Annotated in this window: 16 protein-coding genes; 7 read left to right on the top strand and 9 right to left on the bottom strand. The window is 67.9% G+C overall.

The genetic code is table 11. The features are described from left to right. Positions 1 to 46: 46 nt before the first annotated feature. Positions 47 to 499: a protoporphyrinogen oxidase HemJ gene (hemJ, locus tag BLQ14_RS00930; protein ID WP_092497270.1), complete on the bottom strand. Its 453-nt coding sequence runs from the start codon at positions 497 to 499 to the stop codon at positions 47 to 49. 411 nt (positions 500 to 910) lie between these two features. Here hemJ and BLQ14_RS00925 point away from each other — a divergent pair, with 411 nt between their 5' ends. From BLQ14_RS00925 to dnaQ, 4 genes are read left to right on the top strand one after another with little or no spacing between them, the layout of a single operon-like run. Further along, positions 911 to 1,510, top strand: coding sequence for a Maf family protein (locus tag BLQ14_RS00925; protein WP_092497268.1), 600 nt, complete (start codon positions 911 to 913; stop codon positions 1,508 to 1,510). Beyond that, on the top strand, positions 1,507 to 2,346 hold the full coding sequence (locus BLQ14_RS00920) for a shikimate dehydrogenase (protein ID WP_092497266.1): 840 nt from the start codon (positions 1,507 to 1,509) through the stop codon (positions 2,344 to 2,346). Before BLQ14_RS00925 ends, BLQ14_RS00920 begins: the two co-directional genes overlap by 4 nt. Continuing rightward, a complete protein-coding gene (gene coaE / locus BLQ14_RS00915) occupies positions 2,343 to 2,963 on the top strand; it encodes a dephospho-CoA kinase (protein WP_092497264.1) in 621 nt (206 codons plus the stop codon). The genes BLQ14_RS00920 and coaE overlap by 4 nt, the downstream gene beginning before the upstream one ends. After that, on the top strand, positions 2,944 to 3,639 hold the full coding sequence (gene dnaQ, locus BLQ14_RS00910) for a DNA polymerase III subunit epsilon (RefSeq protein ID WP_092497262.1): 696 nt from the start codon (positions 2,944 to 2,946) through the stop codon (positions 3,637 to 3,639). The genes coaE and dnaQ overlap by 20 nt, the downstream gene beginning before the upstream one ends. A 4-nt stretch (positions 3,640 to 3,643) precedes the next feature. On the opposite strand, the gene secB is transcribed toward dnaQ, so the two are convergent. Next, positions 3,644 to 4,171 (bottom strand): protein-export chaperone SecB, encoded by a 528-nt coding sequence (gene secB / locus BLQ14_RS00905; RefSeq protein ID WP_092497260.1) that lies wholly within the window; start codon positions 4,169 to 4,171, stop codon positions 3,644 to 3,646. A gap of 54 nt (positions 4,172 to 4,225) precedes the next feature. After that, entirely contained in the window at positions 4,226 to 4,720 is a 495-nt protein-coding gene (locus BLQ14_RS00900; protein ID WP_092497258.1) for an FxsA family protein, read from the bottom strand. Between the two features lie 108 nt (positions 4,721 to 4,828). Here BLQ14_RS00900 and BLQ14_RS00895 point away from each other — a divergent pair, with 108 nt between their 5' ends. The 3 genes from BLQ14_RS00895 to BLQ14_RS00885 are packed head-to-tail and all read left to right on the top strand — an operon-like array spanning position 4,829 to position 7,166. Continuing rightward, the gene (locus BLQ14_RS00895; RefSeq protein WP_092497256.1) at positions 4,829 to 5,491 is read left to right on the top strand and encodes a Tim44/TimA family putative adaptor protein; all 663 of its coding nucleotides are present in this window, start codon (positions 4,829 to 4,831) and stop codon (positions 5,489 to 5,491) included. Further along, positions 5,488 to 6,534: a murein transglycosylase A gene (mltA, locus tag BLQ14_RS00890; protein WP_092497254.1), complete on the top strand. Its 1,047-nt coding sequence runs from the start codon at positions 5,488 to 5,490 to the stop codon at positions 6,532 to 6,534. The genes BLQ14_RS00895 and mltA overlap by 4 nt, the downstream gene beginning before the upstream one ends. Further along, the gene (locus BLQ14_RS00885) at positions 6,531 to 7,166 is read left to right on the top strand and encodes a Smr/MutS family protein (protein ID WP_092497252.1); all 636 of its coding nucleotides are present in this window, start codon (positions 6,531 to 6,533) and stop codon (positions 7,164 to 7,166) included. Before mltA ends, BLQ14_RS00885 begins: the two co-directional genes overlap by 4 nt. A 42-nt stretch (positions 7,167 to 7,208) precedes the next feature. Here BLQ14_RS00885 and BLQ14_RS00880 read toward each other — a convergent pair whose 3' ends face one another. The 6 genes from BLQ14_RS00880 to BLQ14_RS00855 form a co-directional block, all read right to left on the bottom strand. Further along, entirely contained in the window at positions 7,209 to 8,219 is a 1,011-nt protein-coding gene (locus tag BLQ14_RS00880; RefSeq protein ID WP_170068374.1) for an alpha/beta hydrolase, read from the bottom strand. Between the two features lie 148 nt (positions 8,220 to 8,367). Then, entirely contained in the window at positions 8,368 to 9,672 is a 1,305-nt protein-coding gene (gene hslU, locus BLQ14_RS00875; RefSeq protein WP_092497248.1) for an ATP-dependent protease ATPase subunit HslU, read from the bottom strand. A gap of 77 nt (positions 9,673 to 9,749) precedes the next feature. Further along, positions 9,750 to 10,316 (bottom strand): peroxidase-related enzyme, encoded by a 567-nt coding sequence (locus tag BLQ14_RS00870; RefSeq protein WP_092497246.1) that lies wholly within the window; start codon positions 10,314 to 10,316, stop codon positions 9,750 to 9,752. Beyond that, positions 10,313 to 11,431, bottom strand: a complete 1,119-nt coding sequence (gene mtnA, locus BLQ14_RS00865) for an S-methyl-5-thioribose-1-phosphate isomerase (protein ID WP_092497244.1) — start codon at positions 11,429 to 11,431, stop codon at positions 10,313 to 10,315. Before mtnA ends, BLQ14_RS00870 begins: the two co-directional genes overlap by 4 nt. Positions 11,432 to 11,467: 36 nt before the next feature. Next, on the bottom strand, positions 11,468 to 12,184 hold the full coding sequence (locus tag BLQ14_RS00860; RefSeq protein WP_092497242.1) for a type 1 glutamine amidotransferase: 717 nt from the start codon (positions 12,182 to 12,184) through the stop codon (positions 11,468 to 11,470). 24 nt (positions 12,185 to 12,208) lie between these two features. After that, a complete protein-coding gene (locus BLQ14_RS00855; RefSeq protein ID WP_245656792.1) occupies positions 12,209 to 12,418 on the bottom strand; it encodes a SlyX family protein in 210 nt (69 codons plus the stop codon). Positions 12,419 to 12,457: the final 39 nt, after the last annotated feature.

Genomic DNA, 12,457 nt, shown 5'->3' with positions numbered 1-12,457 from the left:
GCCGCTCACCTAAGCGCTCGCCGCCTGTCTGTCAATCGCGTATCGCTCAGAACGGACGCGCGATCACCGAGATCACGATGACGACGAGCATCAGTGTGGGGAATTCGTTCATCACCCGGTACTGGCGGCCTGATCGCGTGTTCTGTCCGCTGGCAAATTCCTTGCGCCTGCGCGCCAGCCAGTGGTGGAACCAGGTGAGCCCGACGATGCCTACCGCCTTGCTGTAAGGCCAGACGGCCCCCCAATCCACGATGCCCGGCGTGAGGGCCAGAAGGATTCCGAACACCCAGGTCGCCACCATCGCCGGGTTCATGATCACCCGGAGCAGTTTCCATTCCATGGTCTGGAACAGCAGATCGGTTTCGCTTCCGGCGCGCACGGACTCTGCGTGATACACGAACAGGCGCGGCAGGTAGAACAACCCGGCCATCCACGCCACCACGGAAATGACGTGCAGGCTCTTCACCCACGGATAAGCCGCGATCAGAAACTCGGACATCCCTGCTCTCCTGCGCTGACGGCCAGTCTCAGAAAAAAGAAAGGAAAAGAAAAGTGGTTGTCTATGGTAGGTGCCGTGGATGGTGTGGATTAACGCATATTCCCCAGAGTGGTGCACAGGCAAGCCTTGCCTTGCTCGTGCAGCAAAGCTGCCACGCCTCCCGATGCCACATAAAAAACTCATAAAAATCAGTCTCTTGGATGAGAACAACCGAAACGTGAATCACTTGCATTTCGCGAAAGGGCACGTTCGCAGCCGATTCTTCCACAGGCGGCAAAAACCGCTTTCCCTGTGGAGCGAAAGCTGCCAAATCGAGCCATGCGCCGGGGGATACACCGCAAGCCACCGGCGCCGCCGGGATATCCGGCGACTGACCCGAGCCAGATCACAGGGAAATCCACAGAGTCATTCATGAGCCAGGAGATCATCCTCGCCTCGTCGTCAGCGATCCGCGCGGCCATGCTGCGGCAGGCCCGGGTCGAGGCAGCGGTGAGACCGGCACGCATCGACGAGGCGGCGCTGCGCAGCGCGATGCAGGCCGAGGGTGCCCGCGCGCGTGACATCGCCGCCGAACTTGCGGCCCAGAAGGCGCGCAAGGTTTCGGCCGCGCATCCGCAGGCGCTGGTGATCGGCAGTGACCAGATTCTCGAACATGCCGGGCGCATTCACTCCAAGGCTGGAACGCCCGAAGAGCTTCGCGGCCAGCTTGACGAGCTGGCGGGCCAGACCCATCATCTGCACGCGGCGGCCGTCATCTGCGAGGCGGGCCGGCCCGTGTGGCGCCACGTCTCGAGCGTGGCGCTGACCATGCGGCGGATGTCGCCCGGCTGGCTTGATGATTATGTGGCGCGAAACTGGCCGGAGATCCGCCATTGCGTGGGGGGGTTCATGCTCGAGGGCGAAGGTATACGGCTTTTTTCACGCATCGAGGGGGACTGGTTTTCCGCCCTCGGCATGCCGCTTCTCGAAGTGCTTGACTATCTGGCCGAGCGTGGCGCCATAAGCTCATGAACGACCATCCGCGCATTCCTCTCGCCGCCGTGATCGGCTCGCCGGTGGCGCACAGCCTGTCGCCGCGTCTGCACGGGTACTGGCTGAGGAAGTATGGCCTGAAAGGCCATTACGTGCCGCTCGATGTTTCGCGGGCCGATCTTGAATCGGTGCTGCGCGAGATGCCCAAGATGGGTTTCGTGGGCGCCAACGTGACCATACCGCACAAGGAGGCGGCGCTGCGGATCGCCGATCTCGTTACCGATCGAGCGACGCTGATCGGCGCGGCCAACACGCTGATCTTCCGGCCCGACGGGTTCATTCACGCGGACAACACCGACGGCTACGGATTTCTGCAGAACCTGCGCGAGAACGCCCCTGGCTGGGATCCGCGTGCCGGACCGGCGGCGGTCATCGGGGCCGGTGGCGCGGCGCGCGCGGTGATCGCGGCGCTGAGCGAGGCGGGCGCGCCCGAGATCAGGCTTGCCAACCGCACGCGCGCGCGCGCCGAAGCGCTGCATGACGATTTCGGCAACAAGGTCGTCGTGCATGACTGGGTGCAGGCCGGCAACATGCTTGAAGGCTGCGTGACCGTGGTCAATGCAAGTTCCCTCGGCATGACCGGCAAGCCGCCGCTGCGCATCCCGCTTGATGCGCTCTCGCCGCAGGCGGTGGTCAACGACCTTGTCTACACACCGCTTGAGACCGAATTTCTCTGCCGGGCGCGCGAGCTCGGCTGCACCGTGGTGGACGGCCTCGGAATGCTGCTTCATCAGGCGGTGCCGGGCTTCGAGCGCTGGTTCGGCCGGCGGCCCGAGGTCGACGAGGAACTCAGGCGCATCGTGCTCGCCGAATGAAGAAGGCGCATCGACCCTTCCGCATTGGCCTGACCGGTTCCATCGGCATGGGCAAGTCGACTACCGCCGCGATGTTCCGCGAGGAGGGCCTGGAGGTATGGGATGCGGATGCCGCCGTGCACCGCCTCTATTCGCCGGGAGGCGCGGCGGTCGCCGAGATCGCGCGGCTTTTCCCGCAGGCGATCGTCGATGGCGCGGTCGATCGCGCGGCTTTGCGGGCGATCATCGCGCGAGAACCCGAAGCGCTGGCCATGATCGAGAAGGTCGTGCACCCCTTGGTCGCGAGGGACAGGGAGGTGTTTCTGCGAAATGCCAGGGGTGACATCGTGGTGCTCGACATCCCGCTGCTGTTCGAGACGGGTGCGGAAGATGAGGTTGACGCGATCGTCGTGGTCTCCGCCCCGCCGGATGTGCAGCGGCGGCGGGTGATGGCGCGGCCGGGGATGACCGAAGAGCAGTTCGAGACGATTCTGGCCAAGCAACTGCCCGACGCGGAGAAGCGGCGACGCGCCGATTACGTGATCGAGACAACCAGCATGGAACACGCGCGCGCCCGGGTGCGTCGCGTGATCGAAGACATAAGAAGGCGACTGGATGATGCGCGAGATCGTGCTTGACACCGAAACCACCGGGCTTGACCCCGACGCGGGAGACCGGATCGTCGAGATTGGTGCAGTGGAGCTGGTCAATCACCTTCCGACAGGGCGGACGTATCACCAGTACATCAACCCCGAGCGCGACATGCCCGAGGAGGCCTTTCAGGTGCACGGGCTGAGCAACGAGTTCCTGGCCGACAAGCCGCGTTTCGCCGAGATCGCGGGCGAATTTCTCGACTTCATCGGCGATGCGAAGCTGGTCATCCACAACGCCAGCTTCGACATGCGTTTCCTGAATGCCGAGCTCGACTGGGCGGGGTTTCCCCGGATCGAGTGGAGCCGTGCCGTCGACACGCTGGCCATCGCCCGTCAGAAGTTTCCGGGCGCGCCCGCTTCGCTTGATGCCCTGTGCCGCCGCTTCGGCGTCGACAACTCGAACCGCACCTTGCACGGCGCGCTTCTCGACTCGCAGATTCTCGCCGAGGTCTATCTCGAGCTGATCGGCGGCCGACAGCCCGATTTCGGCCTTGCCGGCGCAGGATCGGCGGCCGCGGGTGCTGGCACGCGCGAAGATGACTGGCGTGCCGGCCCACGGCCCAGGCCGCTGCCCTCACGGCTGAGCGCTGCCGAAGCCGCCGCGCATGAAGAGGCGGTCAAGAGGCTGGGTTCCGAGGCACTGTGGAGACGCTTCGCCTGAGCCGTCAGGCGGTGCCGGCTGCGCCTCCGCCCTGCTGCTCGGCCGCGCGGCGCATGATTTCCTGCCGGTAAAGCGCCACCCAGTCGATGTTCTCGAGATTGAGCGGCGGGAAGCCGCCGTCGCGGGTGAGGTCGGCGACGATGCGGCGCACGAAGGGAAACAGCATGCGCGGGCACTCGATGAGCAGGAAGGGATGAAGCTGCTCCTCGGGGATGTTCTCGATCTGGAACAGCCCGCCATAGTCGAGCTCCAGAATGAAGAGGATGCCCTCGGCCGCCTTGTTCTTCGAGGTGATGGTGAATTTGGTGTACACCTCGTACTGGTTCGGTGTCGGCCGCTTGCGCGCGTCAAGCTTCACCTGCACCTCGACATCGGGCTGAACCTCGCCCTGCGCGCCCTTCGTGGCCAGCACATTCTCGAAGGACAGGTCGCGGATGAACTGCCCCAGAACCTGCATGCGGGGTTGCGCGGGTTGTTGCGCCTCGTTGCCTTGCGCGCCTGGCTGGGGCGCGCCATTGCCGGTCTCGGCCATGAGTCTCTCCCTGAATCCGGTTCCCCTGCCCTCTAGCAAGCGAACCGGCCGGGCTCAATGCCGTGTCCAGCCCGAAGGCGGCCGGGCGGGGCGATGGGTGGGGCGGCGGGGCGCCTCGGGGCCGACTTCCTCGTAATCACCGTCAATCACCTCGCCCTTCGGCTGGCCCGGCGATGCCGCGACGTGGGCGCTGAAGGCTTCGACGCGAGCATGGGAGACGATGACCCTGAACAGCGCCTCGCGGATACCGGGCACGAGAAGCAGGAACCCGACCGTATCGGTGAAGAAGCCCGGCGTGACCAGAAGCGCCCCGGCGAACAGGATCATCGCGCCATGCCCCAGGGGGCGGGTCGGATCATCGAGCCTGTCGAGTGCCCCGCGCAGGGCGCGAAGGGTCTGCAAACCCTGACTGCGCACGAGCCATGTGCCGACAAGCGCGGTGAGCACGACGATGGCAAGTGTCGGCCACAGCCCTATGGCGCCGCCGACGGTGATGAAAAGCGCGATCTCCACCAGCGGAACCGCGAGAAAGATGGCAAAAAGCCACATGGCAAAACCTCCAGCCGCGTCTGCCTCCGGTGGACAGGGCTCAAGCCAGACCCTACATAGGGTGCGAAAGGCGGCGATTTAAGCCGCGCCGGGCGAAAGAGGTCGTGAATGGGCTCCTCCCTGATCCAGCTGCTGGTGCTTGCCGCCATTGCGGTCTTCCTGATCCTGCGGCTTCGCAGCGTGCTCGGCACGCGGGAGGGTTTCGAGAAACCACCCGCGCCCCTGCCGCGTGAAGACGCAGCCCCGCGGCGCCCCGGCTTCGAGGTCATCGAGGGCGGACCTGATCGCGACATCACCGACCATGTTCCCGCCGACAGCGACGCCGCCCGCGCTCTCGCGGCGATGAAGGCGGTGGAGCCTGACTTCTCCGTCACCGAATTCCTGCAGGGCGCGCGCGCGGCGTACGAGATGATCCTCATGGCCTACGAGCGCGGCGAGATCGACGAGCTTCTGCCCCTGCTTGACCGGGAGGTTTACGAAAGCTTTGCCGAGGTGATCGACCAGCGCCGCCAGCAGGGTCTGACCATCGAGGCGAATTTCGTCGGGATCCGCGACATCCAGATCGTCGATGCGCACTTCGACCCCAAGACGCGGGAGGCGGAGATCACCGTGCGCTTCGTCGCGGAGATCACCAGCGTGGTGCGCAACGCCGAGGGCGAGATCGTGGAGGGCAGCCCGACCGAGATAAAGAAGCAGCGCGACACCTGGACGTTCGCGCGGATCATGGGCGACGAAGATCCGAACTGGAAGCTGGTCGCCACCGGCGAATGAGTCGCGCCCGCCTTGCCGCCGTGGTTGCCGCAGGGCTCGCGATGAGCGCCGCGCCCTCGGCAGGTGAGGTGCGCCATACCGTGCTCACCTTCGCAGACCTCGAGGGCTGGAGCGCCGACGACCATGCCGAGGCGCTGTCCGTGTTTCTCGAGACCTGCCCGGATCTCGATGGCCCCGACTGGCCGGCGCTCTGCGCACTCGCCACCCAGACGAAGCCCGAGGCGGCTCGCAGCTTCTTCGAGCTCTTCTTTCGCCCGGTGCTCATCGAGGATGGCGCCGCGCCGCTCTTCACCGGCTATTTCGAACCCGAGCTGAACGGTTCGCCGGTGCCGACGGCACGTTATCGCTATCCGCTCTATCGGCTGCCGCCGGAGCTGCGCGACAATCCCGGCCCGTGGCTGACCCGCGCGGAAATCGAATCGGGCGCGCTCGAGGGACGCGGACTGGAAATCGCCTGGGTGGATGACCCCGTGGAGCTGTTCTTTCTGCATGTCCAGGGTTCGGGGCGCATCCGCTATCCCGACGGCAGCGGCATCCGGGTCGGCTACGCCGGCAGCAACGGCAGGCCCTATCGTTCGATCGGCGAAGAGATGGTGCGCCGCGGCATCTACGCGCCGCATCAGGTCTCGGCGGCGGTGATCCGCAACTGGGTCCGGCGCAATCCCGTGGAGGGGCGCAGGCTTCTGCAACACAACCCGTCCTTTGTCTTTTTCCGCGTCATCGATGACCTCGCCGACCATGAAGGGCCGCGCGGCGCGATGAACCGGCCGCTCACGCCCCTGCGCTCGCTGGCGGTCGACCCGGCCTTCGTGCCGCTTGGCGCCCCGGTTTGGATCGAAAAGGCCGGGCGCGCGCCGATGCGGCGGCTGATGGTGGCGCAGGACACCGGCTCGGCCATCAAGGGCGCTCAAAGGGCGGATATCTTCTTTGGCACCGGGCGCGCCGCGGGGCGGGCGGCGGGCAAGATCCGCGATCCCGGCCGGCTGGTGGTGCTGCTGCCCATCCCGCAGGCCTATGCGCTGGCACCGGAGGGGCAGGGATGAGCCGGCGCCGCGAACGCAGGCTTACCGAGGAGGAGCGCCGGCTCTGGAGCCGGGTGGCCGCTTCGGCCAGGCCCATGCGGGCCGGCAACGGGGCGGGGCCGCTGGAAGGCCTGCCAGAGACCCTCGCCCCGCGCGAGCTGGAGCCGCCGCGCGCTGCCGTCCTGCCCGGCGCGGTGCCCGATACCCCGGAGCACGTGGAGCGGGTCGAGCCTTTCCGCATCGGCGAGAAGGCGCAGACATGGGCGACGACGGCCGCCGAACCCCGGCGCGAAGAGGCGACGATCTCCCTCGATCGCCGGAGCCTGCGGCGGCTCGCCCGGGGCAAGACCGCACCCGAGGCCCGCATCGACCTGCACGGCATGACACTTGACGAGGCGCATGAGGCGCTGACGCGCTTCATTCTCTCGGCGCAGGCGCGGGGGCTGCGGCTTGTGCTGGTCATCACCGGCAAGGGATCCGGGCGTGAGGAGCCGCCCTTTCCGTACCGGCGGGGAATCCTGCGCCGTCAGGTGCCGGTCTGGCTTCGCACCGGCCCGATGGCGCTGGCGGTGGCCGAGGTCGGCACCGCCCACCGCCGGCACGGCGGCGAGGGTGCCCTCTACGTGCGCCTGCGAAAGACGCCGAGGCGCTGAAGGGCGGGCACGGCGCCGAGCCGTGGCCGGCGCGGAGGCCGGCTACTGCGCAAGCAGCGGATTGACGATGATTGCCGTGGCATTGCGCACGGTCAGCACGGTGCCCATGGCCAGCCCCGCGTTGCCCGCACTGTCGCCGCGGAAGGCTGCCTCGAAGGCATCGGCACGCGAGAACAGGCTGATCAGCGCCGGCGAATTGCCCAGGGTGAAATGGCCGGCGGCATCGGCCGAGAAGGCGGTGATGTCGATGACGGTCACGTCAAGATCGGCGACCCGGTCGAAGGAGCGCAGGTTGCCCAGCCTGTCACGCCGGCCGGTGAGCGAGGCCGAAAGGGTCAGCACCCGGTCGCGGCGGGAGACGAAGATGCCGAAGGGCTGTGGAAGCCTCCCGATGCGCCGGGCCTGGGCGCGGAACAGATCGACATCGAGATCGGGGGAGATGAGGATGACCCCGCCGATGCGCCGTGCGACGCTGCCCGGAGCCTCCACCGCCATCTGGCGCAGCGCCTCCATCACCAGCATCGAGCCAAGCGAGTGCCCGACCAGCACGATGCGCCGCACGCCGGCCCTCTCGACCTCGGCGATCAGCCGCAGCAGCCCATCGCGGGAATACAGCACGCTGTCGCGGTCATAGGCGTAGCCCACGGGCGTGCCCGCACTGGGCCATGAAAAATGCACCGCAACCGCGGGAAGCTCGAAATCCTCGGCCAGCTGCACGAGCCGCAGAACCGCTTCATCGAAGGTGTTGTTGAAGCCGTGCACGTAGATGACCGCCTCGCGATCGCTGCGCGGGCGCGCGGCAAGAGCGCGGGCCAGATCGGCGCGGAAAGGCCGCGCGCCGTCGAAGATCTCGCCCCCGGCGAGCAGGAAGTGGCGCGCAGGATCGGGCGCCTCGCGCCCGACCGGCCAGTCGAATTCTCCGGGCTGACGCTCGGGCGGCACGGACACGTCGTAGCGCGCAAAGGCGATTCCGGCGCTGCGCCCGGCGCCAAAGCCGAGGCCACCTTCGTAGCGCCGCGTCGTGCCGACATAGACGGAGCGCACCCTCGACATCTCCGCCGCAGGGCCGGCCGGCACCAGGCGCGGACGGGCCGCGCAGCCTGCAAGCGCCGTCCCGGCGAGACCGGCAAGCACCCATCTGCGCGACGGATGGGCGGGAGGGGCAGCGGCCGGGCGGGACATGGCGGTAGCCTTTCGCGGTTCAGAGCACGTAGCGGCTGAGATCGGCCGAGCGGGTCAGTTCGCCGAGGTTCTTCTCGACGAAGGCGGCATCCACCACAACCTCCTCGCCGGCGCGGTCGGGCGCGGTGAAGCTGAGTTCCTCGAACACCCGTTCCATCACCGTATAAAGCCGCCGCGCGCCGATGTTCTCGACGGACTTGTTCACCTCGGCGGCGATGCGCGCGAGCGCCTTGATGCCGTCATCGGTGAAGCGCACGTGAACGTCTTCGGTTTCCATGAGCGCGGCATACTGGCGCGTGAGCGCATTGTCGGTTTCGGTGAGGATGCGCACGAAATCGGCCTCGGTCAGCGCGCGCAGCTCCACCCGGATGGGCAGGCGGCCCTGAAGCTCGGGCAGAAGGTCGGAGGGCTTGGCGATGTGGAAGGCCCCCGAGGCGATGAAGAGGATGTGATCGGTGTTCACGGGGCCGTACTTGGTGGAAACGGTCGTGCCCTCGATCAGCGGAAGAAGGTCGCGCTGCACGCCCTCGCGGCTGACATCGGCGCCGCGCGTTTCGGCGCGGGCGCAGACCTTGTCGATCTCGTCGATGAAGACGATGCCGTTTTCCTGCGCCGCCTCGAGCGCTGCACGCGTGACGGCCTCATCATCAAGAAGCTTGTCGGCTTCCTCGGCCACGAGCACGTCGTGACTGTCGGCCACGGTCATGCGCCGCCGCGTCCGCCGCCCGCCGAAGGCGCGGCCGAAGATGTCGCCGAGGTTGAGCATGCCCATGCCGCCGGGCTGGCCGGGGATCTCCAGCATCTGCATGGGGTTGGAGTGGTCGGCCACCTCGATCTCGATTTCCACCTCATCGAGCTCGCCCGCGCGCAGCTTCTGGCGGAAGCGCTCGCGCGTGGCCTCGCGCGCATCCGGCCCGGCGAGGGCCTCGATCACGCGATCCTCGGCCGCCTTCTCGGCGCGGGCGCGCACCTCCTCGCGCATCCGGGCGCGGGTCATGGTCATCGACGCCTCGACGAGATCGCGAATGATCTGTTCCACGTCGCGGCCGACATAGCCCACCTCGGTGAACTTGGTCGCTTCCACCTTGATGAAGGGCGCCTGGGCGAGCCTGGCGAGCCGACGGCTGATCTCCGTCTTGCCGACGCCGGTCGGCCCGATCATGAGGATGTTCTTCGGGTAGACCTCCTCGCGCAGCGCCGGGTCGAGCCGCTTGCGCCGCCAGCGGTTTCTGAGCGCCACGGCGACGGCGCGCTTTGCCTCCTGCTGGCCGATGATGAAACGGTCAAGCTCGGAGACGATCTCGCGTGGGGTCAGGTCGGTCATGGCCATCCTCTGGTGAAGTCCAGCCGCAGGTAGGGTGGCGGCGTGGCCGGTGCAAGGCGGTGCGCGGACGCCCTGCCCTACCGGCCCATGGCATAGAACTCGTCGTTGGGGCGCATCGACAGGAAATTCGCCATCCTGTTCGACAGCCCGAACAGGGCGGTGATGGCGGCGATGTCCCAGATCGCCTCGTCGTCAAAGCCGTGGGCGCGCAGCCGCTCGAAATCCGCCTGGTCGATGGCGCGGGAGTCGCGCGAGACCTTGAGCGCGAAATCGAGCATTGCCTTGTGCCGGTCGGAGATGTCGGCCTTGCGGTAGTTCGTCGCCACCTGGTCGGCGATGAGCGGGTTCTTGGCGCGGATCCGCAGGATCGCGCCATGCGCCACCACGCAGTAAAGGCAGTTGTTGTCGGCGGAGGTGGCGACGACGATCATCTCCTTCTCGGCGGGCGTCAGCGACTCGCGCATCATCAGCGCGTCGTGATAGGCGAAGAAGGCGCGGAACTCGTCAGGCCGGTGCGCAAGCGCGAGAAACACGTTGGGCACGAAGCCCGCCTTCTCCTGCACCTTGAGGATCGCCTCGCGGATGTCCTCGGGCAGATCGGCGATCTCGGGCACGGGATAGCGGCTGATCGGCCGGTCGGTCATCGGGCTGCCTCCTCGGCGGTTGTGGCGGCGCGTTCGGGGAAGAGCCGCGCGAGCCCCTCCGCCGAGGCCGGGCAGATGCCCCGCTCGGTGATCAGTGCGGTGACGAGCCGCGCCGGGGTGACATCGAAGGCCGGGTTGGCAACGCCGCTGCCCTCGGGCGTGACCTGAACCTCGGCGATGGCGCCCTCGGCGCCGCGGCCCTGCACATGGCTCACCTCGCGGCCAGGGCGCTCCTCGATGGGGATTTCGGCAAGCCCGTCGCGCACGCTCCAGTCGATGGTGGGCGAGGGCAGCGCCACGTAGAAGGGAACGCCGTTGTCGCGCGCGGCGAGCGCCTTGAGATAGGTGCCGATCTTGTTGCACACATCGCCCGTGGCGGTGGTACGGTCGGTGCCGGTGATGACCATGTCGACAAGGCCGCGCTGCATCAGATGCCCGCCGGCGTTGTCCACCACATATGAATGCGGCACGCCGGCCGCGCCCAGCTCCCAGGCCGTGAGCGCGCCTTGGTTGCGCGGGCGGGTCTCATCCACCCACACATGCAGGGGCATGCCGGCGGCATGGGCCTGATAGACGGGGCTTGTCGCGGTGCCCCAGTCCACCGTGGCGATCCAGCCGGCGTTGCAATGGGTGAGGATGCGCACCGGCTCGCCTGCGGGCTTGCGCGCCGCGATCTCGCGGATGAGGGCGAGCCCGTGTTCGCCGATGCGCCGGTTGATCTCGACATCCTCGTCGGCGATGTCCTGTGCGAGCTGCAATGCGGCTTCGGCGCGGCGTTCGGGCGGCAGGGAGGCAAGCGCGGCGCGGCAGCGGTCGAGCGCCCAGCGCAGGTTGATCGCGGTGGGACGGGTGACGTTGAGCACCGCCCAGGCCTCGTCAAGCGCGGCGTCGGAAGGGTCGCGCGCCATCTGCCGGGCGACGCCGAAGGCGGCGGTGGCGCCAATGAGCGGCGCGCCGCGTACCCACATGTCGCGGATCGCGGTGGCGAAGTCCTCAAGCGTCTCGAGCGTGGCGATGCGGAAGTCATGCGGCAGCCAGCGCTGGTCGATGATCCGCACCGCGCCGGCCTCCGCATCCCACCAGATGGAGCGGTAGTGCACCCCGCCAACCTGCATCGCCCGTCTCCTTCCGCTGCTCCGTGCCCTGCGCCCTCAGCCCTGCGCGGCCATCCTCATCCAGTTGCGATAGAGCCGTTCGGCCGCGGCTGCAAACGCGTCCGCCCGCGCGGCGACCTGCGCCTGAAGCTGCGCGGCGCCGTCATCGCCCAGCGTCGCCTGCAGCGCCTCGGCATAGGCCGGGATCGCTGCCCAGCTTTCCACCGTATCGGCCTCCACCTCCAGATGGAACTGCAGCGTCAACGCCCGCCCGCCCCAGGCCATGGCCTGCACAGCGCAATCGGGCGAGGCGGCGAGGCAGAGCGCTCCGGGCGGCAGGCGCGTGACCTCGGAGGAGTGCCACTGCAGCACGGCAAGGCGCTCGGGCAGACCCTCGAGGAAGGGGTGCCCCCGTCCCTCGCCCGTCAGCCTCACCTCCATCACCCCGACCTCGGGCACGCCCGGTGCCACCTCGCCGCCAAGCGCCTCGGCCAGAAGCTGATGGCCAAGGCAGAGCCCGAGAAAGGGCAGGCCGCGCTCAGTCACCGCCGCGCGGATCAGCCGCTTTTCCTCCGCAAGCCAGGGGAACTCCTCTTCCTGCCAGACATCCATCGGCCCGCCCATCACCCAGAGCGCATCGAAGCCGTCGAGCGGCGGCGGCGCCTCGCCCTCGTCAAGCTCGACCGTGTGCCAGAAGTGCCCGTCCGCGCGCAGGAAGCGGGCGAGGATGCCCGGATGTTCGGCCCGCGCGTGCTGGAGAACGAGAATCCGCATCTGCCTGCTCCGCGCTCCGCGTGCCTACCAGTGCGGCGGGCGCTCGTCGGCGAAGAGATGCGCGCCCGTGGCCTCGGCCTCGCGTTCGGCCTCGCGGCGGGTGAGCATCTCGACGAGCCGCGTGAGCCGTTCGATCTTGGCGCGCTGGGCGGCGACAACCTCGGAGAGCTCGTCGCTCACGCGGATGAGCTCGGCCACCCGTTCCTCGAGCGCGGTGATGCGATCTTCGCTCATTGCCTTCCTCCGCCCTCCTGTGCCCGCGGCTTGCCCCTT

It is taken from the genome of Meinhardsimonia xiamenensis, assembly GCF_900102905.1.
Taxonomy (GTDB): Bacteria; Pseudomonadota; Alphaproteobacteria; order Rhodobacterales; family Rhodobacteraceae; genus Meinhardsimonia; species Meinhardsimonia xiamenensis.
This window is presented reverse-complemented; position numbering and strand designations above follow the sequence as displayed.